Below are 24,636 nucleotides of genomic sequence, written 5' to 3' on the forward strand. Positions count from 1 at the left end.
CCAGGGTAAGACGCGCGACCTTCCTCCCATACACCCGCCGCATCTACTGCCGCCCCTTCCGGATAGCTATTGGGCTTCGAGTTTCTTGGCCCTCTCGCCCAGGTGGCGACAGCCTCGTATGCGATTTCTGTTCGTCGGGCCGGGAGTTTGCCTCCAACTTCCTTCAGATTCCGTCTCGCGACGGACACCCTTGCTGTTCGGCTAACGGTTCCCGCTATCAGGGTCCGTAGGGGACTTTCACCCCCAAGTCATTCCGAGGCACCACCCTCGGAAACAGCGCCCGTCGGGCGCTGCGCGCCATGCCTGGCGCACCAAAAAAGGGCCCCGCAATGCGGGGCCCTTCGCGGCGGGCCGGCGGCAGTGCCACCGGGCGCGGCGGCTGCTTAGCAGCTGTAGTACATGTCGAATTCGATCGGGTGCGTGGTCATGCGGATACGCTCGACGTCTTCCATCTTCAGCTCGATGTAGGCATCGATCATGTCGTCGGTGAACACGCCACCCTCGGTGAGGAAGGCACGATCCTTGTCCAGGGCTTCCAGGGCCTGATCCAGGCTGTGAGCCACGGTCGGCACCTTCTTGCCCTCTTCCGGCGGCAGGTCATAGAGGTTCTTGTCCATGGCGTCGCCGGGGTGGATCTTGTTCTTGATGCCGTCGATACCGGCCATCAGCATGGCGGAGAAGGCCAGGTAGGGGTTGGCGGTCGGGTCCGGGAAGCGGGCCTCGATGCGCTTGCCCTTCGGGCTCGCGGTGTACGGAATGCGGATGGAAGCGGAGCGGTTACGGGCGCTGTAGGCCAGCATGACCGGCGCCTCGAAGCCCGGCACCAGACGCTTGTAGGAGTTGGTCGAAGCGTTGGTGAAGGCGTTCAGGGCACGGGCGTGCTTGATGATGCCGCCGATGTAGTAGAGCGCCATTTCGGACAGGCCCGCGTACTGGTCGCCGGCGAACTGGTTCTGACCGTCCTTCCAGAACGACTGGTGCACGTGCATGCCGCTGCCGTTGTCGCCGACCAGCGGCTTGGGCATGAAGGTGGCGGTCTTGCCGTAGGCGTGAGCCACATTGTGGATCACGTACTTCAGTTCCTGAACTTCGTCGGCCTTCTTCACCAGGGTGTTGAACTTCACGCCGATCTCGTTCTGGCCGGCGTTGGACACCTCGTGGTGATGCACCTCGACGGTCTGGCCGATGGCTTCCAGGGTGTTGCACATGGCACCACGGATGTCATGGAAGCTGTCGACCGGGGGTACCGGGAAGTAGCCGCCCTTGACCCGCGGACGGTGGCCCAGGTTGCCGCCTTCGAGCTGGCGATCGGTAGACCAGGCGCCCTCTTCGGAGGTGATCTTGTACATGGCGCCTTCGATGTCGGCCTTCCAGTGCACCTGGTCGAAGATGAAGAACTCGGGCTCGGGGCCGAAGAAGGCGGTGTCGCCCAGGCCGGTGGACTGCAGGTAGGCCTCGGCGCGCTTGGCGATGGAGCGCGGGTCGCGCTCGTAGCCCTGCATGGTGGCCGGCTCGATGATGTCGCAGCGCACTACCAGGGTGGCGTCTTCGGTGAACGGGTCGAGGAAGGCGGTGCCGTCTTCCGGGCGCAGAATCATGTCCGACTCGTTGATGCCCTTCCAGCCATGGATGGAGGAGCCATCGAACATCTGGCCGTTCTCGAAGAACTCCTCGTTCACGTCGCGAGCCGGAATGGTGACATGCTGTTCCTTACCCCGAGTGTCGGTGAAACGCAGGTCCACCCACTTCACATCATGTTCTTCGATCAGGGCGAGAGTCTTGGCTGACATTGTGTCCTCCGTTTGAGCGGTAGCTCGATACGTTTTGGCTGAAGTCCACTGCGCTGGTTCATTCCAGCATGTGTTGTAGCACGCGGCAGATTTCCTGCCCACGCTCACCATGCACGAACATGGCGCTGGCCAACCTAATGCAGGTTGCGTGCCAACTTGCACCATCAATGCCCCGGATGCACGCAAGCCACTGTGCTCGTTAAAAAAAGCCGCCTGGCGGCGTGCACCACTCTGTGGCGGCAGCCTGTTGCATCATGTAGCGGGCCGATTTTCAGATATTTTTTGCTCCATTACGGTGCATTTTTTCCACGCACGCACCATATTGGGTCGCAAGCTTCCACCAACATAGACAATGACGTCCCGTCGGGACTCATGCATCTTCGTTGATTAAGCGTCGAATCGATCGATTGAGGCGAACACTACCAGCACATAGGGTGCAGTGACCGAGCATAATTCAGCAAAAAATTTTAGTCACAATCCATAACCCAAGAAAAAGCGCTATCCACTATCTCATTCATCGACAATTAACGCTCGCTCCACCATGTCCGACACGCCACGCATGCCCTTCTGGTCGGGCCTGGGCCTCGCCGCCGTTGCGCTGATTCGCCAGCACCAGCGTGCCGCCGCACATCGCGATCCCGGTGGTGATCCTCCTGTGCCAGCCGAGCCGAGGACCGAGTTTTTGCACTGCGCTCCCGGTCACCCCGGGGGCGGCAGCACTTGAGGCCAAGCAGGAGAAAGCCTGCCCACGCCTGACAACCCAGCGCTGCTCGTACCGAGGGCGCACGACAACAAAGAGGGTACAAGAATGAAAATGACAACGATCGGCACCGCAGTACTGGCCGCCTCCATGGCCTTCGGCGCAGCCGGCATGGCCCAGGCCGATGAGTTTCCGACCAAGCCGCTGACCCTGGTGGTGGGCTTCGCCGCCGGCGGCTCCACCGACATCCAGGCCCGGGTGCTGGCCAACGTGCTGGAAGAAGAGCTCGGCCAGCCGGTCAACGTGGTCAACCAGCCCGGCGCCGGCGGCGCCGTATCGCTGACGCGCCTGATGAACAACCAGGATGAAGGGCACACCTTCGTCTATGCCGGCACCAACGGCACGCTCACCTTCGCACCCCACGCCCACGATACCGACTTCACCCTGGACGACTTCCGCTACGTCGCCAGCATCACCACCGTGCAGCATGCCATCGTCACCGGCGAGAACCGTCCCTTCGGCGACAGTTGGGAAGAGCTGGTGGAGTATGCCCGCGAGAATCCCGGCACCAGCTATGCCACCCAGCATGCCCTGGATCGGCTGGTGATCGAGTACATCATGGAGCAGGAGGGGCTGGACCTGCGCATCGTGCCCACCTCCGGCGGTGGCGGCATGGCGCCGCTGATCCTCTCCGGCGACGTCGACTTCGGCTACAGCGGCGGCACGCACTCCGGCTACGCCGAGACCGGCGAGATGCCGGTGCTGCTGAGCATGGACGGCGAGCGCCTGTTCGCCTTTCCGGATGCCCCCACCGTGAGGGAAGCCGGGTATGACATCGACACCTCCGACTTCCGCGTGGTGGTGGTGCCGAAGAACACCCCCGACACCCACGTCGAGCGTCTGGCCGAGGCGCTGGAAGCGGCTACCCAGGACGAGCGCTTCATCGAGATCACCGAGGAGCGCATCCTGATGCCGGTGCACTTCCGCGGCGAAGAGGAAGCCACCGAGCTGCTCTACGCCCAGTCGGAGAACTATCGTGAGCTGCTCGAGCGCATGGGTGGCGTGCCCGAGGACGACTGAACCTTACTGCCGATGCCCGGCTAGGCCGTTAGCCTAGCCCCGACAGTGCCCATCTTGTGATGGGCACTGCGTCTTGTGCCTGGCCGTATCGTCGCTCGCCAGCCAGATGCGGGCACCGCAGGCGCGCAGCCGGGCGAGCAGGTCGGTGGGCGCATCGCCGTCCAGCTGCGGGTCGAAGCCGCCGATGAGCTCGAACCAGGCCCGCTCCACCCAGTAGGTGTCTTCCGAGGCGGCCCGCTGTAGCCAGTTCCACCAGCGCAACAGCCGCCCCTGGCGCTGCACCGGCAGCACCGCGGCATCCCAGGTTCTTTCCGCTTCCACCTCCGGCAGCCAATCGATCACCCGGCGGTTGACCAGACCGGGAAACAGCAGCAGCTCTCCATGACTGGCACCGACGGCAGCGTTGAGGCGAGCACCCTGCGTGGCGGCAGTGCACGGCAGCAGTGTCGCATGATGTCGCTGCGCCAGGTCCGGCAGGCGCCGGTCACCGGTATCGTCTACCAGCAACAGTTCATGAGCATCCTTCCAGCTTCCGGCAGCCCGATCGAAGGCCACCAGGGTGCGCGGCAGCTGCGCCCCTGCAGTACGAGCATCCAGAATGACACTGTAGGTCGGCATCGCCCGGACTCCGCAGGGTCGAAAGGTCACCGTTTGTTTAGTTAAGTGTAGAAAGGTGTCTGAAAATACCGCTACTGAATTTTTCCAGTGAATTTTTCTTCATCTGCCCAGCCACAACCGGTAGAGAACATGATCGGGTCAAAGCAGAATTCATGGGACATGACGATGCAGCGGGCTGACGGCGGTCATATCGCCCGGTAGTGCTATTCCCCATCCCTTGTTATCTGTACAATGCGCCTCCACTCCCTACCCAGCGCCTAGGGGACCTCACTTTCCATGTGGTCATAGGTGCGCCCCCGTTGATGAGTCACACCTTATGAACACAGCTGTAACCCCCTCTCGCATCGAGAGTTTGCGCAATATTGCCATCATCGCCCACGTCGACCACGGCAAGACCACGCTGGTCGACAAGCTGCTGAGCCAGTCCGGCACGCTCGACCGCAAGGCCGAGGGTCAGGAGCGGATCATGGACTCCAACGACCAGGAGAAGGAGCGCGGCATCACCATCCTGGCCAAGAACACCGCGATTCGCTGGCAGGACGGCAACGGCCGCGACTACCACATCAACATCGTCGACACCCCCGGACACGCCGACTTCGGCGGCGAGGTGGAGCGCGTGATGTCGATGGTGGACTCGGTGCTGCTGCTGGTCGACGCCGTCGACGGCCCCATGCCGCAGACCCGTTTCGTGACCCAGAAGGCCTTCGCCCAGGGCCTCAAGCCGATCGTGGTGGTCAACAAGATCGACCGTCCCGGTGCCCGTCCCGACTGGGTCATCGACCAGATCTTCGATCTGTTCGACAACCTAGGCGCCACCGACGAGCAGCTCGACTTCCCGATCGTCTACTGCTCGGCGCTCAACGGCATCGCCGGCATGGATCCGGACTCCCTGGCCGAGGACATGTCGCCCATGTTCCAGGCCATCGTCGACATCGTCGAGCCGCCGGCGGTCGAGCTCGACGGTCCGTTCCAGATGCAGATCTCGGCGCTGGACTACTCCAGCTACGTGGGCGTCATCGGCCTTGGTCGCATCAAGCGCGGCTCGGTCAAGCCCAACCAGCAGATCGTGGTAGTCGACACCGACGGCAACACCCGCAAGGGCAAGGTCGGCCAGGTGATGACCCACATGGGCCTCGAGCGCGTGCAGACCGAACTCGCCACCGCCGGCGACATCGTCTGCATCACCGGTATCGACGAGCTCTCCATCTCCGACACCCTGTGCGACCCGAGCGCCATCGAGGCGCTGCCGCCGCTGTCGGTGGACGAGCCCACCGTCTCCATGACCTTCCAGGTCAACGACTCGCCGTTCGCCGGTCGCGACGGCAAGTACGTCACCAGCCGCAACATCAAGGATCGCCTCGAGCAGGAGCTGATCCACAACGTGGCGCTGCGCGTGGAGCAGGGCGAGAGTCCGGAGAAGTTCAAGGTTTCCGGCCGCGGTGAGCTGCACCTCTCGGTGCTGATCGAGACCATGCGTCGCGAAGGCTTCGAGCTGGCGGTGGGCCGCCCCGAGGTCATCCTCAAGGAGATCGACGGCATCAAGCAGGAGCCGTACGAAGAGGTGATCATCGACTGCGAGGAGCAGCACCAGGGCTCGATCATGGAGGAGCTCGGCTACCGCAAGGGCGAGCTGACCAACATGAACCCCGACGGCAAGGGCCGCGTGCGCCTGGACTTCATCATTCCCGCGCGCGGACTGATCGGCTTCCGCGGCCAGTTCCTGACCCTGACCTCGGGCACCGGCATCCTCACCAGCCGCTTCGACCACTACGGCCCGCTCAAGCCCGACGCCGCCATCGAACGGCGTAACGGCGTGCTGGTCTCGATGGTCGACGGCAAGGCGCTGGCCTACGCGCTCTACGCCCTGCAGGAGCGCGGCAAGCTGATCATCGATCACGGCACCGAGGTCTACGAAGGCATGCTGGTGGGCATCCACAACCGTGCCAACGACCTGGTGGTCAACCCCACCAAGGGCAAGAAGCTCGACAACATGCGTGCCTCGGGCAACGACGAGAACATCGTGCTGACCCCGCCGGTGAAGTTCAGCCTGGAGCAGGCCATCGAGTTCCTCGACGATGACGAGCTGGTGGAGATCACCCCCAACCACATTCGTCTGCGCAAGAAGTTCCTCAAGGAGCACGAGCGCAAGCGCGCCAAGAAGTAAGCCTCGCTTTCGCATCCCCCAACCGGCGCCAGCATCTGGCGCCGGTTTTTTTCGCCCGCACACCCTGTCCACACACCCTGCCCGCACTCCTGCCGGCCCGATTCTTGGCATTTCGCGCTCCCAGAACCTAGCTTGAAGCTGACCGCAGCCGACTTACTGACCAGCCAGGGGAGCAAGAGAACACCATGTGCAAGCTGTGCAAAGCGCGCGCCGGCGCGACACGCCGCGAGTTCCTCAAGGGCACCCTGGCCGCAGGGGCCGGCGCCATGACCGGCAGCGGCCTGCTCGCCGCCGCCAACGCCTCTCCCAGCGTCGCCACTCGCAGCGACGAAGCCCGCAGCGAGATGCCGGCACACAGCGGCGAGGCGGGGCGGCGCGTACTGATCCGCGGCGGCCACGTGCTCTCCATGGACGACAGTGTCGGCGATTTCACCCACGGCGACGTGCTGATCGAAGGCAGTCGCATCGTCGCTGTCGGCGCCGAACTCGAGGCCGACGACGCCGAGGTGATCGACGCCCGCGGGCGCATCGTCATGCCGGGCTTCATCGACACCCACCATCATCTGTTCGAGACGGCCCTGCGCAGCTTCCTGGCCGACGGCATCATGTTCGACGACGGCACGCCGGAAGGCTCGCCCAACTACATGGATCACATCCTCGGCAAGCTGGCCCCGGTGTACCGCCCCAAGGATGTCTACATCAACGAGCTGTTCGGCTCGCTCAGCCAGCTCGATGCCGGGGTGACCACGGTGATGGATACCAGCCAGATCCACCACAGCCCCGAGCACTCCGATGCCGCGCTGGAAGGCCTGCGCGACTCCGTCCGGCGAAGCGTGTTCGGCTACTTCGAGGGCCAGGGTGAGCACAGCCGATACCCGCAGGACGCAAGTCGCCTTCGCGAGCAGTACTTCGCCACCGGCGAGGGGCTCTCCGCCGACGGCCTGATGACCATGGTGATGGGCGGCGAGATCTACCTGCCCGACTACGAGGCCGCCTGGGCGCTGGCCCGTGAGCTGGAGCTGCCGCTGGCCTACCACGTGGTGGGCAGCCTCGGCATGGCCGAGACCTTCGATGAGCTGGCGGCAAGCGGCCAGCTCGCCGAGAACCACATCCTCATCCACATGACCGGCATGAGCGACATGGCGTGGCAGGCGGTGCGCGATGCCGGCGCTCACGTGTCGCTGGCGGTGCCCATCGAGATGACCATGCGCCACGGCACGCCACCGCTGATGAAAACGTCGGAACTGGGCATTTTGCCCTCGCTTTCCAGCGACGTGGAGTGCACCATGACGGCCGATTTCTTCACCCAGATGCGCTCGACGCTGACGCTGCAGCGGATGTTCGTCAACGAGCTGGCGCTGCAAGGCGAAGAGGAGCGGCCGGCGCTGCTGACGTCGCGAGAGGTGATCCGCTATGCGACCATGGGCGGCGCCAAGGGGCTGAGGCTGGAGCAGCGGGTGGGCTCGCTGACGCCGGGCAAGGAGGCCGACATCCTGCTGCTGGACGCCGAGGCGATCAACGTGGCGCCGCTGAACAACGTGCCGGGGGCGGTGGTCACCCTGATGGAGCGCAGCAACGTCGAGACGGTGCTGGTCGGCGGGCGCATCCGCAAGTGGCGCGGCCAGTTGCTGGGGGCAGACCTTCCCCGTCTGCGCGACGAGCTCACCGCCTCCCGCGACTATCTGTTCGAGGCCGCCGGCGTCGACCGCCGCCTGTTCGACTGAAAGCGGCCACGAGAGAGGAGGAGCGAACCATGCATCGCCACGTGGAATGGGACGACCCCGGCGCCGACAGCGTCATGCGCCACTACCAGAAGAACCCCACCGGCTACTCCGACCCGGGGCCGGGCGACATCCTCTCGGCCCGCTATCAGGGCCTTGTGGTAAGGGTGCGGGTCGAGGCCTACGTCGACGGCACCAGCATCGGCGAGGTAGTGGCGCTGATCGAGCCGTACAGCGGCAAGCGACGCAAGCTCATCGGCAAGCTGGCCCTGGGCGACACGGTGAGGCTGGCGGACGAATGCCGCGCCTTCGAGCCACGGCCGGGAGATAGCGACAAGCAGGACGAGGAGCCCCAGTGATTTTCATGATCGCACGGACTCTCATGATCGCCCGGCCCCGTCATCTGCCGCGTCCAACGTATCCTTAACGATTCACCACTGGCCACGAAACGGGTTCTGTCGCACAGTGTACGCGCTCACCGGCAGGCCCCACCCGCACGGCCCAAGGTGGCGACATCGCGGGCTCACAAGGCCACAAGACGGATTTCGGAAACACCATGAGTACGCACAACGTCTGGACACACAAGGGCACCTTCCTGCTGGCCGCAGTCGGCTCGGCGGTAGGGCTCGGCAATCTATGGCGCTTTCCCTACCTGACCGGCGAGAACGGCGGCGGCGCCTTCATTCTGATCTATGCCCTGACCATCTTCGCCGTCGGTATTCCGATCCTGATCGCCGAAACCATGCTCGGGCGCGCCAGCCGCAGAAGCCCGATCATGGGCATGCGCTTTCTGACTCGCACCCACAAGACCTCTCGCGCCTGGGAGTCGATCGGCTGGCTGGGCGGTGCCGCCGCCTTCCTGATACTCAGCTTCTACTCGGTGATCGCCGGCTGGGCCATTCATTACACCTGGCAGATGCTCACCGGCTCGCTGGTCGGCGCCGATGCCGCCACCATCGGCGCCGGCTTCGATGCGCTGCTGGCCTCGCCGGGCCTGCTCACGCTCTATCACACCCTGTTCATCATCGCCTCGGGGCTGATCGTCGGCCTGGGCATCCACAGAGGTATCGAAAGCGGCCTGCGCATCATGATGCCGGCGCTGTTCGTGATCCTGCTGGTGGTGCTGGGCTACGGCATCGCCAACGGCGACTTCGGCGCGGCGGCAAGCTTCCTGTTCACCTTCAATCTGGCCGACCTGAGCCTGGAGGGCTGGCTGCAGGCCATGGGCCAGTCGTTCTTCACGCTGAGCCTCGGTATGGGCGCGATCATGGCCTACGGCGCCTACATGTCCAGCGAGGCCTCGCTCAGCCGCACCGCTTTCGCCGTGGCCTTCGTCGATACCGCGGTGGCCATGGTGGCTGGTCTGGCGATCTTCTCGCTGGTGTTCGGCGCCGGCCTCGACGCCGGTGCCGGCCCGGGGCTGATGTTCGTCACCCTGCCGCTGGCCTTCGCCGAGATGCCCTTCGGCGCGCTGATCGGCGGCGTGTTCTTCATCCTGGTGCTGGGGGCGGCGATCAGCTCCTCGATCTCGTTGATCGAGCCGGTGGCCGCCTTCCTCGTCGAGCGCTTCGACCTCACCCGCCCCCAGGCGGTGTTCGCCATGGTGGTGGCCAGTTGGGCACTGGGCCTGCTGACGGTGATGAGCTTCAACATGTGGGCCGAGGCCAGCCCCTTCCACACGCTGTTCGGCCGCAGCGCCTTCGACTTCATCGAGCTGCTGACCAACATCTTCATGCCGCTGGGCGGCCTGCTGATCGCGCTGTTCGCCGGCTGGGCGCTGACCCACTCCGAAGTGATGAAGGAGATGCGCACCAGCGAAACCTGGTTCCATGTATGGCGCTTCCTGGTACGCTTCGTGGCACCCGCTGCGGTCGCCTTCGTCTTCCTGCGCACCATTCCGCAGGTGGAAGGCTATCTGGTACCCACCGTCGGTGCCCTGGTCATCGTCGGCGCCTTTGCCGCCGGTCGCACCTTCCTGGCCGAAAACAGTCAGCAACAGTAGCAGCACGAGAAAACCGTCGCCGCCAGGAGCGGCGGCTCGATATACGCCACCCGGCCTCGCGCCATGCGCAGGGGCTGGGTGCATAACAAAGATATAAAAGTGCAGGAACCAACATGCCATCCATCATCGACGTCCGACACGTCTACAAGGCCTTCGGCGGCCTGAAGGTCATCAACGACTGCTCGATCCAGGTCGAGAAGGGCTCCATCACCGGCCTGATCGGCCCCAACGGCGCCGGCAAATCGACCCTGTTCAACATCATCGCCGGTGCCCTGCCGCTGGACAGCGGCCAGGTCCTGCTCGACGGCGAGGACATCACCAACCGCCCCGCCAACGAGCTGTTCCACAAGGGGCTGCTGCGCACCTTCCAGATCGCCCACGAGTTCTCACAGATGACGGCGCTGGAGAACCTGATGATGGTGCCGCCCAAGCAGGCCGGGGAGAGCCTGTTCAGCGCCTGGCTCAAGCCGGGCCTGGTCAACCAGCAGGAGACGGCGGTACGCCAGAAGGCGCTCGAGGTGATCGACTTCATCGGCCTGCACCACGTGCGCAACGAGCTGGCCGGCAACCTCTCCGGCGGCCAGAAGAAGCTGCTCGAACTCGGCCGCACCATGATGACCGACGCCCGCGTGGTGCTGCTCGACGAGATCGCCGCCGGGGTCAACCGCACCCTGCTGGGCGACCTGGTCGAGAACATCGAACGGCTCAACCGCGAGATGGGCTACACCTTCCTGGTCATCGAGCACGACATGGAGATGATCGCGCGCCTGTGCGATCCGGTGATCGTGCTGGCCCAGGGCAGCGTGATGGTCGAAGGCACCATCGAAGAGATTCAGAACAATCCTCAGGTGATCGAGGCCTACTTCGGTTCTACCGCGGCCTGAGGGGCTCTACCGCGGTCTGAGGGGTTCCACCGCGGCCTGAGGGCTCCACCGCGGCCTGAGGGAGAGGCCACGCCTGCCCTCGGTCTCGGTACAGCCACAAGAAGAACAGTAACGATAGCGCAGAGACTCCACGATGCCATTACTCGAAGCACGCGACGTGCACGGCGGCTACGGCGGCATGAACATCCTCAACGGGGTGGACATGTCGATCGAAGCCGACGAGGTCGGTGTGATCGTCGGCCCCAACGGCGCCGGCAAATCGACCATGCTCAAGGCCATCTTCGGCCTGCTCACCGTCAGCCAGGGCGAGATCCTGCTGCGCGGCGAACCGATCCACAACCTGCCGCCCAACAAGCTGGTACAGCGGGGCATGGGCTTCGTGCCCCAGGAGAAGAACGTCTTCCCCAGTCTCACGGTGAAAGAGAACCTGGAGATGGGCGCTTTTCTCAAGCCGAACAACGTCAAACGGATGCTCAAGCAGGTCTACGACTTCTTTCCACCGCTCTACGACAAGCGCCACCAGCCCGCCGGCGAGCTCTCCGGCGGCCAGCGCCAGATGGTCGCCATGGGCCGCGCGCTGATGGCCGAGCCCGAGGTGCTGCTGCTCGACGAGCCTACCGCCGGCCTCTCACCGCTCTACATGAACGAGATCTTCGAGCGGGTGAAGGAGATCAACGCCGCCGGCGTCGGCATCCTCATGGTCGAGCAGAACGCCAAACAGGCCCTGGCCATCGCCGACAAGGGCTTCGTGCTGGCGGCTGGCAAGAACCGCTTCACCGACACCGGCGCCGCTCTGCTCGCCGACCCGGAAGTGGCCAAGAGCTTCCTGGGCGGTTGAGCCCGGAGCCCGTACTGGAGAGTAAGTCGTGAACGAACTGGTATTCTTCATCAACAACGTGATCATTGCCGGCAGCGTGACCGGCTCGATCTACGCCATCGGCGCCATCGGCGTGACGCTGATCTTCAGCATCATGCGCTTCGCCCACTTCGCCCATGCCGACATGATGACCTTCGGCGCCTTCATGGTGCTGCTGCTGACCCTGGCCTTCCCCGGCGTGGGCGGCGTGGTGGGCCTGCCCACCCCCATCGTCATGCTGCCGCTGGCGATGATCCTCACCGCCGCGCTGGCCGTGGGCATCGACAAGGTGTTCTACAAGCCGCTGCGGGCCCATGGGGTCAAGCCCATCGTCATCGTGATCGGCTCGCTGGGCGTGACGCTGATGCTGCAGGGCCTGATTCGCCTGTTCGCCGGCACCAGCGCTCAGAACATGTACCTGGCCGGCGAGCGCAAGGAGATCTACCGTCTCGACGTGCCGTTCGAGCTGGCCACCCGGCCGATCATCGTCACCGAGCCGCAGATCATCCTGTTCATCCTGACCATTGCCTGCGTGGTGGGGCTGCATGTGTTCCTCAACCGCACGCGACTGGGCAAGGCGATGCGCGCCATGTCCGACAATCCCGATCTGGCGCGGGCCTCGGGCATCAACACCAACTACATCGTCTCGGTGACCTGGGTCATCGCCGGCAGCCTGGCAGCCATTGCCGGTACGCTGCTCTCTCTCGACGTGACCTTCAAGCCCGACCTGAGCTTCTTCCTGCTGCTGCCGATCTTCGCCGCGGCCATCGTCGGCGGCGTCGGCCACCCCTACGGGGCCATCGCCGGCGGCTTCGTGGTGGGCTTCGCCGAGACCCTGGCGGTGTTCAACTGGGCGGTGCTGCTGCGCCCCATTGCGCACCTGTTCCCCGAGTGGATCGAGATCCCGCGCAACCTCGCCTTCGTCGGCACCGAGTACAAGATCGTGGTGCCCTTCTTCATCCTGGTGGCGATCCTGGTGTGGCGCCCCACCGGCATCTTCAAGGGTAAGGTGATCTGATGAACGCTCAACGTACCGAACGCCGGGAAGACACCGTTGCCGCGCCGTCGCGCTTCCCGCTGCGTGAAATCATTCTGTTCGGCGCCTTGCTGGCGGTGATCCTCTCCATCTACATGGTGATGGGCACCGCCTACAGCACCCGCATGCTGGTGGAAGCCTCCTGCTACGCCATCCTGGCCCTGGGCCTGACCATCCAGTGGGGCTACGCCGGCCAGTTCAACGCCGGTGTGATGGGCTTCGTCGCCCTGGGCGGCTTCTCTGCCATGCTCTTCAGCGTGCCGGTCAACAACGCCTTCTGGGGCACCGAGCTGCCCGGCGAGCTGGGCCGGGTGCTGCTCTACGGCGCAGCCGCGGCGGTGGTGGTCTACGGCGCCACCAAGCTCGACCGCATCGGCGTGCCGAAGAAGCTGCGCACCGTCATCGCCGTGGTGCTGGCGGTGGTGCTCTATCTGGTGGTGATCAGCATGCTGCGCAGCGTGACCGGCGAGATCCAGTCCCGCGCCGGCTTCATCGGAGGCTTCGGCCTGCCCGCCTGGACCGGCTGGATCTTCGGCGGCGCCCTGGCCGGGGCCGTGGGCTACTTCATCGGCCATATCTGCCTGGGCCTGCGCAGCGACTACCTGGCCATCGCCACCCTCGGCATCGCCGAGATCATCAAGGCGTTCCTCAAGAACTCCGACTGGCTGACCCGCGGCACCGCCACGGTATCGCCGCTGCCCTGGCCCACCCCGGGTCCCAGCGAGCTGGGCTTCACCCTGGCCCGGGCGCTGTATCTCTCGGTCACGGCGGCCATGATCGCGGTGATCTTCTTCCTGCTGCATCGTGCCTATCATGCCCCCTGGGGCCGCATGATCCGCGCCATTCGCGACAACGAGATCTCCGCCTCGGCGATGGGCAAGGACATCAACAAGCGCCGCCTGGAGATCTTCGTGCTGGGCTGCATCCTGATGGGCATCGGCGGCGGCGCACTGGCCTCGTTCAACAGCCTGTTCGACCCCAACGGCTACCTGCCGCTCAATCACACCTTCCTGGTGCTGGTGATGGTGATCCTGGGCGGGCCGGGCAACAATCTCGGCACCATCTTCGGCGCCGTGGCGGTGTACATCATCTGGCTGATGTCGGAGCCGCTGGCGCTGTTCCTGATGCAGGGTGCGGTGAGCATCGGTGAGGGCTGGTTCGGCTGGCAGCCGCCGGGCAACCTCGACAGCCGCGCACTGCAGGCGCGGGTGTTCGTGATCGGCCTGTTGATCACCCTGGTACTGCGCTTCGCGCCGAATGGGTTGTTGCCCGAAAAAGTCAAACACCACGGTTAGAGAGGGCTGATGGAGGCGACATAAATCCGCACCTCTCTAAAAACCACATTAAAAAGAAAGGCCTCGGCAAATGCTGAGGCCTTTCAGTTTGCGGTCTCAGACCTAAGCGATGCTTAGAGGTCGACGAGGCCCTTGCCGACGAAGGCGCCGCCCTCTACCACCATTTCCACGACTACGCCCGGTACGTCGCCGTTCTCGTCGAACTCGTGGCTACCGGAAGCGCCTTCGTAGTTGATCTCTTCACCCGCGGCGATCAGCTCGACTGCCTTTTCCCACTCGCCCGGCAGAATCACTTCGCCCGGGGCCGAGGAGACGCTGCGCAGCGCCTGGGAGAGACCTTCACGCTCGGCGCTGCCGTTCTGCTCGATGGCCAGCGCCAGCAGGAAGGCGGCATCGTAGGCCTGGGCCGCGAACACCGCGGTGGGGTCGAGGTCGGCTGCCTCGGCGGCCTCGGCGAAGATCTCGGTGCCCGGCAGTTCGGGGCTGCCCGGGCGGGTGGCGATCATGCCTTCGAGTACGTCGGCACCCACCGCCTCGATCAACGACGAGCCCACCATGCCGTCGGCGCCGGCAAACTGGGTGAAGGCGCCGCTCTCATAGGCCTGGCGCAGGATGGTCTGGCCCGAGCCGTCGGCGTAGGCCAGCACCACCAGGGTTTCGGCACCGCTGGCGGAGAGCGAGCCCAGCTCGGAGCGGTAGTCGGCGCGGCCGTCTTCGTGGGCCAGATTCTCGGCCACCATACCGCCGCCCGCCTCGAAGGCCGCGGTGAAGGCGTCCGCCAGGCCGCGGCCGTAGTCGTTGTTGACGTAGGTGACCGCCACCTCATCGAAGCCCTTGTCGAGCATCAGCTTGGCCAGGATCTCACCCTGGTAGGCGTCGGACGGCACGGTACGGAACACCAGATCGTTGTCGTCGAGCTCGGTAACCGCGGGGGCGGTGGAGGCCGGCGACACCATCACCACCCCACCGGGGATGGCGGCGCTGTTGGCCGCTGCTACGGTGGCACCGGTACACAGCGCACCGACGATGGCGGTGACGTTCTCGGTGTTGACCATGCGGTCGGCCGCGTTGGAAGCCGCCGAGGCATCGCTACAGGTGGTGTCAGCGCTGGGCATGACCAGCGTCTGACCGCCAAGAATGCCGCCCTGCTCGTTGATCTGCTGAACCGCCAGCCGCGCGCCGTCATAGATCGGCGGTGTCAGGCTCTCGATCGGGCCGGTGAAGCCGCCAATGAAGCCGATCTTCACTTCCGCCTGCGCCGCGCCAACGAATGCTACGCTGGTGGCTGCGATCGCCATCGCTAGAACGCTTTTCTTCATGGTTGTTCTTCTCACTCTGGTTTTACGTCTGGTTTTTACGTCTGGTTACCAAGTATAGACACCCCCTAAATCTGGAAGCCTACGAGGCAAAACACAAGCCCCCCATACCAACGATTTAGCCCGGAACTACAACGCCAACTCCCTATCGGCGATGAACAATCCCGTTTCGGCACAGATGCCGGGCGAGGCCTTCAGGAAACGCCGGCAGCGGGCTTCGCCTATACTGATTGACCCGTCATGCCATCCGACAGGAGACACCCAATGCGCTCCGCTCTCGCACTCCTTGCGCTACCGGCATCGCTCGGCCTGGCCACCGGCGCTCACGCCTTCACTCCCGCCGGCAACGACATCGTCTACGAAGTGGGCGACGAAACCTTCGAAGGCTACTACGCCGCCGCCAGCGGCGAGGCCAGCGGCACGGTGCTGATCGTTCACGACTGGAACGGGCTGGACGACTACGAACGGCAGCGCGCCGACATGCTGGCCGAGCAAGGCTACGACGCCTTCGCCGTGGACCTGTTCGGCCAGGGCAATCGCCCCGAGACCCTCGACGCCCGTCAGGAAGCCACCCGCGCGCTCTACTCCGACCGCGAACGCATGCGCGAGCTGACCCTGGCCGGCCTGGCCGAGGCGCGCGAACAGGGCGCCGCGGAGAGCGTCGTGATCATGGGCTACTGCTTCGGCGGCGCCGTGGCACTGGAGATCGCCCGTTCGGACGAAGCCGACAACGTGGCCGGCTATACCAGCTTCCACGGCGGCGTGGCCACACCGGACGGCCAGGAGTGGCCAGAGGAGGTGCCGCCGCTGCTGATCGCCCACGGCGGTGCCGACACCAGCGTCACCATGGAAGACGTCAGCGGTCTGGTCGAGGAGCTCGAGGCCATCGAGGCCACCTACGAGATCCAGATCTACTCCGGCGCTCCCCATGGCTTCACCGTGTTCGGCGACGAGCGCTACCAGCAGCGCGCCGACGAGCAGTCCTGGGCAGCCTTTCTGAGCCTGCTAGAGGAGGTGCTATGACCCGGCGATTCCGCCCCCTGCCACTGACCGAGCTGAGCGGCAGCCATCACGAGATCGGCGCCCAGCACGGCCGCATTCACCGCCAGTTGATCCAGCGCGGTATCGAGGTCTACGGCCGGCTGTTTCACGATTTCGTCGGCATTCGCTGGGAGCAGGCCCGCGACCGCGCCTGCCACTTCGAGGCACCAGTCGCCCAGGGCTTTCCCGCCATTCTCGAAGAGATGAACGGCATCGCCTGGGGCGCGGGCGTCGACTTCCTCGACGTCCTGACGCTCAACTGCCGCAGCGAAATCGCCCTCACCCAGGCCAGCGGCGGCTGCTCGGCCTTCGCCCTGCAGCGCCATGGGCAGCAGTGGCTGGCGCAGAACTGGGACTGGCGCAGCGACCAGCTCGACAACGTGGTGGCCCTGCGCATTCGGGGCAACGACCGCCCCGCGCTGGTAAGCATCGGCGAGGCCGGCATGGTGGGCAAGGTCGGCCTGAACGAGCGAGGCATCGGCGTGTGCCTCAACGCCATTCGCTCGCAGACCTGCGGCAGCGGGCTGCCGATCCACATCGCCCTGCGCAAGATTCTGGAGAGCGACGACATGCAGAGCGCCCTTGCCGTGGCCAGCCACGACCGGGTCTGTTCCCCCGCCCACTTCCTGCTCGCCAGCGCTCAGGTCGGCAACGAGGGCGGCCAGGCCGTGGGGCTCGAGGTGCAGCCCGGCGAGCCGGGGCGAATCGCGCCGCGCAACGGCATCGTCACTCACACCAACCACCTCTACGCCGACAATACCCCTTGCCCGGTGCAGGACTATCCCCGGATCGACTCACAGCCGCGGCTGTGTCGCCTTGATGCGCTGCTCCACGACGAGCTGCCGCCGGACGCCCCCCTCGACGAGGCGCGCCTGTTCGACGTGCTCAGCGACCATCAGGGCGCGCCGCTGTCGATCTGCCGTCACTTCAATCCCGACCAGCCCGCCGAAGAGCGCATGGAAACCCTCTTCTCGGTGGTGATGAACCTGAACGAGCGCCGCCTGACCCTGCGCCACGGCAAACCCTGCGAAAGCGAAGACAGCCTGAGCGTCACTCTGAACTGAAGCGCCCCAGCCCCTCGTCTCCCGGGCCAGGCTCGGGCAGCTCCCCTTTCAGGTAGCGCTCGGTGGTGAGCATGAACGAGCGCCGGAACAGCTCGTGCCGGGCCTCTTCCCGATGGAGCTGCAGCAGCTCGAACTCCTCCTGGGAGAGAGCGGTGTCGTGACGCGGGTACTCGCGGGCCAGGCGCACCGAGCCCGGTGTGACGTCGCAGATCTGCAAGGTAGGAGCGGTTTCCCACATGGCGGCAGGGGTGAAGTACGACATTGGCGACCTCCGTTAACGCCATTAATGATAACAATTATCATTAACTATCAGGAATCTAGCCGCCCGGCTGACCTCTGTCAATTACCGACAAGAAAAATCATTCTCATTTGAGAACATGCTTGTTCGGCCGCAGCCGGCCTGATAAAAGCATAAATTCTCATTCTCAAATAGGAAGCGTCGTCATGAAACCCCTTCTTTCCGCCCTGCTCGTCAGCCTGATGAGCGCAACCGCCGTTGCCGACTCAACCCCCGCCCACTTCAAGGGCGAGCCCGCCGACACTCTGGCCCAGGCAGTGGCCAATTTCTCCGAATACAACCAGCGCCTGGCCGAGCTGCTGGCCCAAGATGAGCTGGCCATCACCGACCTCGGCACCGTTCACGAGCTGACCTATACCCTGGAAAACGCCCTGGAGAAGATTCAGGCAGAAGTGGATGCCATGGCCGACACCCTGGAGGAAGTCCATCAAGGCTCCGAAACCGGCGACGTCGAACGCGTGAAGCGCAACGGCGCCACCTATCTGGAAGCTGCCCAGACGCTGGTACCCTGAACGACCTTTGGCTCTATCCGAAAACTGGCTGCGCTCGCTGCCTTTTCAGACACGGCCTTGAACTGAAGAGAAGCCGGTCGCAGCCTTGGGCAGGCCGGCTCCCCCGCCAACCTAGCCGGCCAACGCCTCTTCCACCACCGCACGCGCCTCCGCGCTCATGGGGAGCGTCAGCGCCAGCTCATGGGCTTTGGGCGACATCTTCTTCCAGGTCATCTGCACGATGCGCACCAGGTGGTCGTGCTCCACCTGCTTGGAAAAGTCGGCGAAGTAGTTCTCGAGAAACACCAGGCAGGCACAATCTTCCACCGCCTGAGTGCCCGGATCGCGGCCCAGGCCCTGCTTGCGGATCATCCGCGACACCTCGGCGGCCTCTTCGGCCGAGTAGCCCGCCGCCTCCATCACCCGTGCCGTGGTTTCCCCGGCGCGCTTGCCCTGGTCGCGGCGCCAAGTCAGATAACCCACACGCCCCTCGGGGTACTCGCTACGCGGCACTTCCCAGCGCTGCAGATGCTGCGAGCGCACGGCGAGCTGCACCAGTTCGCTGGGCGCTTCCACCACGCGCTCGAGCCAGGCGCTCATGCGCCCCGCGTGCCACAGCTCCAGCGGCAGCGTCTCGCCCTCCACCTCTACCTGACGCGGGTCCTGCGCATGCAGGGCATCCAGCTCGGTCATCGCGCGCTGAAAGGGAGTCGGCTCAGTCATGGGGCATTCCTCGTAAATCTTCATGGGCACAGCATACCGCACCTGACGACACGGCCACGAGCCAGCGCATGGACAAGACCCACCCGCCGTATGGCGCGCCGGGACAAGTTGCCGCATCGCTTCGCCTTGTTGAGCGCATCGGCGTTAACTAGCATTCAAAATGCTTCTTAACAAACGAGGTATGCAGATGAAACACCTTACCGTGGCCATCCTTCTCGCCCTGCTGCCCCTGGGCATTGCCCAAGCCCAGGAAGAGGCCCAGGAACAGATGCAGGAAGAAGAGCTCGTCGAACAGCTGGAGCAGGCTCAAGGCCAGCCCATCGACACCCTCAAACAGGCCGTCGACGCCCTGGAACTCCGCAACGACCTGCTCGACGTGCTGCTCAGCAAGAATGAGCTGACCGAAGGCGACATGGCCATCATCCAGCAGCTCACCGAGACCATCGACAACGCGCTGGCCAAGATCGATGAGGAGCTCGGCATCATGCGTGAACACGTGCAGGAAGTGCGCTCGGGTGCCGGTGACCGGGAGCAGGCGCGTATCCGCGAAAACGGGCAGGCGTATCTGGAACGGATCAAGACGCTGATGCAATAAGCCAGGCCAACGCCCGGCGGAGCTTCGCCGGGCATGTCGCTACCTGCCTTGTCGACATCCTCCGCCACCCGGCCGCTCACTTGCGCATCCTGCATTCGGCTCGGCATGATGAGAGCCAACATCACTGACGCGGAGCCAGCATGTCGTTCTTTTCTCGCCTGCAAGAAGTGGCCTCTCCCACCATCGGCCTGGGCTGCATGAACCTCTCCCACGGCTACGGCAACCCGGTGCCCGAAGCCGAGGCGATCCGCGCCCTCGAAGAAGCCTTCGAGATGGGCTATCGCCACTTCGACACCGCCACCCTCTATGGCGCCACCGCCAATGAACAGGTGGTGGGCAAGGCGCTGGCGAGCAAGCGTAACGAGATCTTGCTGGCCAGCAAATGCGGTATGGCCATGGACCCGGCGCTGGGCAAGAAAGTGATCGACGGCCGCCCCGAAACGCTGCGCCGCCAGTGCGAAGCGAGCCTCGAGCGCCTGCGTACCGATCACCTGGACCTCTACTACCTGCACCGTCTGGACCGTCAAGTACCCATCGAAGAGAGCGTCGGCGCCCTGGCGCGACTGGTGGAAGATGGCAAGATACGCGCCATCGGGCTCTCGGAAATCTCCGCCGCCACCCTGCGCCGCGCCAGAGCCGAACACCCCATTGCCGCCGTGCAATCCGAATACTCGCTGTGGACCCGCAACCCCGAAATCGCCCTACTCGATGCCTGTCGCGAAGCGAACACCGCACTCGTCGCCTTCAGCCCGCTGGGCCGCGGCTTCCTGGCCGGCGCCGTGACCGATGCCAGCCAGCTCACCGAAAACGACGTACGCCACGGCATGCCGCGCTTCAGCACCGACAACCTGCCACGCAACCTGCGCCAACTGGAAAAACTCCAGGCCATCGCCAGCGAGCAGGAGGTCACCACCGGCCAGCTCGCCCTCGCCTGGCTCACCGCTCAGGGCGACGACGTGATCCCCATTCCCGGCAGCCGCTCCATCGCGCACATGCGCGAAAACCTCGCGGCGGAAAGCCTGCGCCTGGACGCCACCACCCTGGAACGACTCACCGCCCTGCTGACACCGGACCAGATCGCCGGCGCCCGCTACAGCGAAGCGCTGCAGAAGGAGATCGATACGGAGGAGTTTGGAGGTAGGCATGCCAGCACTTAGGCATGCTGCGTCTCCTGTGTCGGCAGGTAGGAGTGCAGCGACACATTAGGGAAGACCCGGCGCACACCGCTGGGCTCCGGGGCATGGGCGAAGCGATCCCTCAGGCTGTAGGGGGCTAGAAACGTAGCCATATCCTTCACCACGGAGAGGGGAATACGCCTTCATTGACGTACTCTTGGATATGCTCACGGTACCAGTCAGGATTTCCCTCTACCTCCTCAGCCCAGGCCGACTCTACGATTGGGGAATGAAAGTCCCGACTGCGATCACGGCCGCAGTTGTTGCAGCTAGCACGCCACCAGACTTTGGCCTCCCCCCTACCGGAGAAGCCAACCATAAGATAATGGCGGTAATCCGGCTGAGGATAGTCCCGGTACCACTGCTGTAGCTGGGCGTCCATATCAGACAGCGCAAGATCGATTTCGTAGAAGGTCTGGGTACGGTAGGAGAACCAGCGCGCCTGCACCGAGGAAGGGGCGGCCACAGGATGCGCTAGGGTGATATACGATCCACTGCGCGGTGGGGAATACTCGAAACCGACGTTGAGATTGCCAGCAGGCGAGCTCCAGGTGTTATCGAAAGTCAACTTTTCCACCCAAACTGGCCATCCTCTTGGCCCACCGAATGGCTGTACTGTAAAGGAGTAGCGCTGTTGCTCCGCCTCGCAGGCAGCAGTCAATAATAGCAGCAACAGTAGCAGCCCAGGCCGCAGGCGGGTCATCCATGACCTAGGCATTCTGCGGCTCCTGTGTCGGCAGGTAAGAGTGCAGCGACAGGTTAGGGAACACCCGGCGCACACCGCTGGGCTCCGGGGCGTGGGCCAGGCTTTCCTGGCAATGCGAGGTAACCATGCCTTTCATCATGGTGAGGGAAACACACCCTCATCGATATATTCCTGAGTACGATTGCGATACCGACCAGAGTCCCCCTCTGCCTCCTCAGCCCAGGCCGACTCCACGATTGGCGCATGGAAATCCCGGCTGCGATCACGGCCGCAGACTTTGCAGCTGGCGCGCCACCAGACCATTACCTCCCCCTTGCCGGAGAAGCCAGCTACCAGGTAGTGGCGGTATTGGGACGGGGGGAAATCCCGATACCACTGCTGCAGTAGAGCATCCGCATCCGGCAGTGCCAGATCGATCTCGTAGAAGGTCTGGGTACGGTAGGAAAACCAGCGCGCCTGCACCGAGGAAGGAGCGGGCATAGGATGGGCCAGTACATTCACCCCCCCTGCCCGGGGTGGCCTGTACTCGAAACCGGAGCTGATGTTGCCCGCACGTGCGCTCCAAGAATGGTCAAAGGTCAGCTCCTCCACCCAGATGGGCCAACCTGTAGGCCCACCAACCGGCTGTACGGCAAAATCATAGCGTCGAGGTTCCGCCTCGCAGGCAGCGGTCAATAATAGCAGCAACAGTAGCAGCACAGGCCGCAGACGAGTCGTCCATGACCTAGGCATTCTGCGGCTCCTGTGTCGGCAGGTAGGAGTGCAGCGACACATTAGGGAAGACCCGGCGCACACCGCTGGGCTCCGGGGCATGGGCGAAGCGATCCCTCAGGCTGTAGGGGTGCTGACGGTGAGACGTATGGATGTAGCCGGCAAAGTGTTCATGAGACATGTCCAGCATCCACTGACGCCCGCGTCGGCTGCCGTTTTGCCACCACTCGTCAATCAGGGTTTGCAGCTCGGTGGGAATCGCATGATCCGGATCGGTGTCGTCCAGGTCGCGCAAAGGGACCCAAGCTCTCTTCGCCTCTTCGTGCATCTGGTGCAGGGCGTAGATGGCCAGCTCCTTTCGTGTGGCCCGGCGTTCGATCTCGAGCACGTCCCGGCCATCCACACGAATGTCGAGCCCTCTGGCCTGCGCTTCCGCCTGGGCCCGGCGAATCGTCTCTCCATTGGCCCCCAGCCCAGCACGGCGACGCACGATCAGCTCCTCATGGTTGGCAAAACCCAGATCGAGATTGGGGTTCTCATAGCCACCGCCGATATCGGCGTGTACACCTGGAAGCGCAATCTCGGCGAAGTTGCCGGGGTGGTTGCCCTGGGCATCGGCAATGCTGTTGAGCGGGAAGTTGCGGCGGATCTCGTGATGAGCGGTGAGCTGCACCACGCGGGCGGCACTTCCCGAGGCGATGTAAAGGTCGAAATCGAGGTTACTGTCGGTACCAGGCCGGTAGAAGCTGCCCACGGTATCGAACAGCCCGACGAAGCGAACCTGCGGGAAAGGTATGGGCCTGGGCGGAAAGGCCAGAATGCGGCGCAGCGGTGGTTGATACATTGACCTGACGAGGCGAAAGTCCGGTACCAGTAGAGTTTCCGGCCAGCGATGGATCAAATTGACGAAGTGCCTGGCCAGAGCCGCACCGCGGCTGAAGCCAAATACATCGAAGGTGACCAGCGAATCGCGGGGGTTGGCCTCCAGGATCTGGCGGACCTCGGTCAGCGCCTGTTCGATACGCGCATGGCCACCCTCCGGCCCGACCCCGGTGCCCATGCCGATGGCGTTCTCGGGAGCCACGAAGCCATCTTCGCTCTCCCGACCGGCAATTGTGCCCACACCTTGGATATAGACAGGGTAATAGCCGTTAGCCGCATCGTTCGGATACAAGTCATGCAGCTTGGCCACATTGGTGATATCGCGGTCGGGCAGTTGCCGGTCGTTGTGCATGTTGTTGCCGGTGCCATCGAAGAACACACCGATTTGCAGCGTACGTGGTTTCTCCGGGGTATCGGGGATAGGCGGCTCAGGCCGGTACTCTTGGGGTGGTGTCCGGTCATCCGCTGGCCGTGAAGCAGAGCGGGACGACACGGGGCGCTCGGCTTGTCGTAAGCGCTCCTCCTCCCAGGGGTCCAAAGGATCGGGGTCGAAGCGTTCGTCCAGCCGGGTTTTCATGGCATCCTTTTCCTTTTTCAGGCTCCACGCTGCGCGTGGAGCTTTTTGTAATAGCGCGTCCAAGCAAGTTGGCCCAGCGCCGGAGAGGCGCCATATAGCTTATCGATTTGAGCAAGCAGCGAAATGGCACATTTCCTACAAAGGCCGTATGCAATCTCTGACAATTAGGCTAGGTATTGCACTCTGTTCGCTTTGCTGTAGTTCCCATCAGGCAATACGTGCGTGCCAGTGCCACTACACATTTGCCTCAACCAGCTTCATACCGAAGCGATTGTTTCTACCCACGCGGCCCATGCGGGCCGCGACGAAGAGGCCGGGTTCCAGGCGCGGGAGGACTTCCAGTTTCTATCCGAGCGGTCCGCGCGGGCCGCGACAAGAGGTGGCCATGGTATCTGGTCACCGAGACTGGTTTCTATCCGCGCGGCCTGTGCGGGCCGCGACCTCCATAGCGTCGAGTGTTCCGAGTTCGTTTCTATCCGCGCGACCCGTGCGAGCCGCGACTTGCCTTCCTCGATCATGCCCTGGATGGAGCGCTGGTTTCTATCCGCGCGGCCCGTACGAGCCGCGACGAACCAAGTCTTCGGGCGGCCGATGGTGCCATCGGGGTTTCTATCCGCGCGACCCAGACGGACAGCGACCAGCACCGCCTTCACACCTTCGACGGAGTAGCCCCGGTTTCTATCCGCGCGACCCGTGCGAGCCGCGACCAACGCGGCGGCCGTAGCCCTTGGCCAGGTAGTCGTTTCTATCCGCGCGGCCTGTGCGAGCCGCAACGCCCGGTGATCGAACGGTGCTAGTCCTCGAGGTGATGTTTCTATCCGCACGGCCCGTGCGAGCCGCGACGTGCCAGCGCCGCATCCTTCGGCGGGGTGGCCTTGTTTCTATTCGCGCGGCCCGTGCGAGCCGCGACG

Annotated in this window: 24 protein-coding genes; 14 read left to right on the top strand and 10 right to left on the bottom strand. The window is 64.1% G+C overall.

Annotated elements, in window-relative coordinates; all coding sequences use genetic code 11:
• Positions 1-383 precede the first annotated feature (383 nt).
• The gene (gene glnA, locus C4S71_RS15315; RefSeq protein ID WP_086510693.1) at positions 384-1,790 is read right to left on the bottom strand and encodes a glutamate--ammonia ligase; all 1,407 of its coding nucleotides are present in this window, start codon (positions 1,788-1,790) and stop codon (positions 384-386) included.
• An 808-nt stretch (positions 1,791-2,598) separates the two neighbouring features.
• On the opposite strand from glnA, the gene C4S71_RS15320 reads away from it, so the two are divergent.
• The gene (locus C4S71_RS15320) at positions 2,599-3,570 is read left to right on the top strand and encodes a Bug family tripartite tricarboxylate transporter substrate binding protein (protein WP_103969705.1); all 972 of its coding nucleotides are present in this window, start codon (positions 2,599-2,601) and stop codon (positions 3,568-3,570) included.
• Positions 3,571-3,603: 33 nt separating this feature from the next.
• On the opposite strand, the gene C4S71_RS15325 is transcribed toward C4S71_RS15320, so the two are convergent.
• The gene (locus C4S71_RS15325; RefSeq protein ID WP_103969706.1) at positions 3,604-4,188 is read right to left on the bottom strand and encodes a glycosyltransferase family protein; all 585 of its coding nucleotides are present in this window, start codon (positions 4,186-4,188) and stop codon (positions 3,604-3,606) included.
• A 316-nt stretch (positions 4,189-4,504) separates the two neighbouring features.
• Between C4S71_RS15325 and typA the strand changes: the two genes are divergently transcribed.
• From typA to C4S71_RS15365, 8 genes are all read left to right on the top strand, one after another.
• Entirely contained in the window at positions 4,505-6,352 is a 1,848-nt protein-coding gene (gene typA / locus C4S71_RS15330; RefSeq protein ID WP_086510696.1) for a translational GTPase TypA, read from the top strand.
• Positions 6,353-6,537: 185 nt separating this feature from the next.
• Positions 6,538-8,076 (top strand): amidohydrolase family protein, encoded by a 1,539-nt coding sequence (locus tag C4S71_RS15335; RefSeq protein WP_103969707.1) that lies wholly within the window; start codon positions 6,538-6,540, stop codon positions 8,074-8,076.
• 29 nt (positions 8,077-8,105) lie between these two features.
• Positions 8,106-8,432, top strand: a complete 327-nt coding sequence (locus C4S71_RS15340; protein ID WP_103969708.1) for a hypothetical protein — start codon at positions 8,106-8,108, stop codon at positions 8,430-8,432.
• 197 nt (positions 8,433-8,629) lie between these two features.
• Positions 8,630-10,075, top strand: a complete 1,446-nt coding sequence (locus C4S71_RS15345) for a sodium-dependent transporter (protein WP_103969709.1) — start codon at positions 8,630-8,632, stop codon at positions 10,073-10,075.
• Between the two features lie 113 nt (positions 10,076-10,188).
• Complete coding sequence (locus C4S71_RS15350) at positions 10,189-10,959, top strand: ABC transporter ATP-binding protein (protein WP_103969710.1); 771 nt, start codon at positions 10,189-10,191, stop codon at positions 10,957-10,959.
• Positions 10,960-11,092: 133 nt separating this feature from the next.
• Positions 11,093-11,797 (top strand): ABC transporter ATP-binding protein, encoded by a 705-nt coding sequence (locus C4S71_RS15355; protein ID WP_010626388.1) that lies wholly within the window; start codon positions 11,093-11,095, stop codon positions 11,795-11,797.
• 28 nt (positions 11,798-11,825) lie between these two features.
• Positions 11,826-12,833: a branched-chain amino acid ABC transporter permease gene (locus C4S71_RS15360; protein WP_086510701.1), complete on the top strand. Its 1,008-nt coding sequence runs from the start codon at positions 11,826-11,828 to the stop codon at positions 12,831-12,833.
• The gene (locus C4S71_RS15365; protein WP_086510702.1) at positions 12,833-14,146 is read left to right on the top strand and encodes a branched-chain amino acid ABC transporter permease; all 1,314 of its coding nucleotides are present in this window, start codon (positions 12,833-12,835) and stop codon (positions 14,144-14,146) included. Before C4S71_RS15360 ends, C4S71_RS15365 begins: the two co-directional genes overlap by 1 nt.
• A gap of 113 nt (positions 14,147-14,259) precedes the next feature.
• Here C4S71_RS15365 and C4S71_RS15370 read toward each other — a convergent pair whose 3' ends face one another.
• Positions 14,260-15,465: an ABC transporter substrate-binding protein gene (locus C4S71_RS15370; protein ID WP_086510703.1), complete on the bottom strand. Its 1,206-nt coding sequence runs from the start codon at positions 15,463-15,465 to the stop codon at positions 14,260-14,262.
• Between the two features lie 261 nt (positions 15,466-15,726).
• Between C4S71_RS15370 and C4S71_RS15375 the strand changes: the two genes are divergently transcribed.
• The gene (locus tag C4S71_RS15375; protein ID WP_103969711.1) at positions 15,727-16,485 is read left to right on the top strand and encodes a dienelactone hydrolase family protein; all 759 of its coding nucleotides are present in this window, start codon (positions 15,727-15,729) and stop codon (positions 16,483-16,485) included.
• Positions 16,482-17,567 carry a C45 family autoproteolytic acyltransferase/hydrolase gene (locus C4S71_RS15380; protein WP_103969712.1) on the top strand — a complete coding sequence of 362 codons (1,086 nt, stop codon included), beginning with the start codon at positions 16,482-16,484 and terminating at the stop codon, positions 17,565-17,567. The genes C4S71_RS15375 and C4S71_RS15380 overlap by 4 nt, the downstream gene beginning before the upstream one ends.
• Here C4S71_RS15380 and C4S71_RS15385 read toward each other — a convergent pair.
• Positions 17,554-17,829 (bottom strand): hypothetical protein, encoded by a 276-nt coding sequence (locus tag C4S71_RS15385; RefSeq protein ID WP_103969713.1) that lies wholly within the window; start codon positions 17,827-17,829, stop codon positions 17,554-17,556. The two genes, C4S71_RS15380 and C4S71_RS15385, sit on opposite strands and share 14 nt — an antisense overlap.
• A 182-nt stretch (positions 17,830-18,011) precedes the next feature.
• Between C4S71_RS15385 and C4S71_RS15390 the strand changes: the two genes are divergently transcribed.
• Positions 18,012-18,377: a DUF6746 family protein gene (locus C4S71_RS15390; RefSeq protein ID WP_103969714.1), complete on the top strand. Its 366-nt coding sequence runs from the start codon at positions 18,012-18,014 to the stop codon at positions 18,375-18,377.
• Between the two features lie 111 nt (positions 18,378-18,488).
• On the opposite strand, the gene C4S71_RS15395 is transcribed toward C4S71_RS15390, so the two are convergent.
• Complete coding sequence (locus tag C4S71_RS15395) at positions 18,489-19,079, bottom strand: DUF4202 domain-containing protein (protein ID WP_103969715.1); 591 nt, start codon at positions 19,077-19,079, stop codon at positions 18,489-18,491.
• Positions 19,080-19,266: 187 nt separating this feature from the next.
• On the opposite strand from C4S71_RS15395, the gene C4S71_RS15400 reads away from it, so the two are divergent.
• Positions 19,267-19,674: a DUF6746 family protein gene (locus C4S71_RS15400; protein WP_103969716.1), complete on the top strand. Its 408-nt coding sequence runs from the start codon at positions 19,267-19,269 to the stop codon at positions 19,672-19,674.
• Between the two features lie 140 nt (positions 19,675-19,814).
• Positions 19,815-20,831, top strand: coding sequence for an aldo/keto reductase (locus tag C4S71_RS15405; protein WP_103969717.1), 1,017 nt, complete (start codon positions 19,815-19,817; stop codon positions 20,829-20,831).
• Here the strand turns inward: C4S71_RS15405 and C4S71_RS22905 are convergent.
• The 5 genes from C4S71_RS22905 to C4S71_RS15420 are packed head-to-tail and all read right to left on the bottom strand — an operon-like array spanning position 20,828 to position 23,725.
• Positions 20,828-20,962 carry a hypothetical protein gene (locus tag C4S71_RS22905; protein ID WP_255408536.1) on the bottom strand — a complete coding sequence of 45 codons (135 nt, stop codon included), beginning with the start codon at positions 20,960-20,962 and terminating at the stop codon, positions 20,828-20,830. The genes C4S71_RS15405 and C4S71_RS22905 overlap by 4 nt on opposite strands.
• A gap of 5 nt (positions 20,963-20,967) precedes the next feature.
• On the bottom strand, positions 20,968-21,567 hold the full coding sequence (locus C4S71_RS15410; RefSeq protein WP_103969718.1) for a DUF2931 family protein: 600 nt from the start codon (positions 21,565-21,567) through the stop codon (positions 20,968-20,970).
• A complete protein-coding gene (locus C4S71_RS22910; protein WP_255408537.1) occupies positions 21,560-21,682 on the bottom strand; it encodes a hypothetical protein in 123 nt (40 codons plus the stop codon). Before C4S71_RS22910 ends, C4S71_RS15410 begins: the two co-directional genes overlap by 8 nt.
• A gap of 8 nt (positions 21,683-21,690) precedes the next feature.
• On the bottom strand, positions 21,691-22,368 hold the full coding sequence (locus C4S71_RS15415) for a DUF2931 family protein (protein WP_307718944.1): 678 nt from the start codon (positions 22,366-22,368) through the stop codon (positions 21,691-21,693).
• Positions 22,280-23,725, bottom strand: coding sequence for a T6SS phospholipase effector Tle1-like catalytic domain-containing protein (locus tag C4S71_RS15420; RefSeq protein ID WP_235014528.1), 1,446 nt, complete (start codon positions 23,723-23,725; stop codon positions 22,280-22,282). Before C4S71_RS15420 ends, C4S71_RS15415 begins: the two co-directional genes overlap by 89 nt.
• Positions 23,726-24,636: the final 911 nt, after the last annotated feature.

The organism is Billgrantia desiderata, assembly GCF_900108215.1.
Taxonomy (GTDB): domain Bacteria; phylum Pseudomonadota; class Gammaproteobacteria; order Pseudomonadales; family Halomonadaceae; genus Halomonas; species Halomonas desiderata.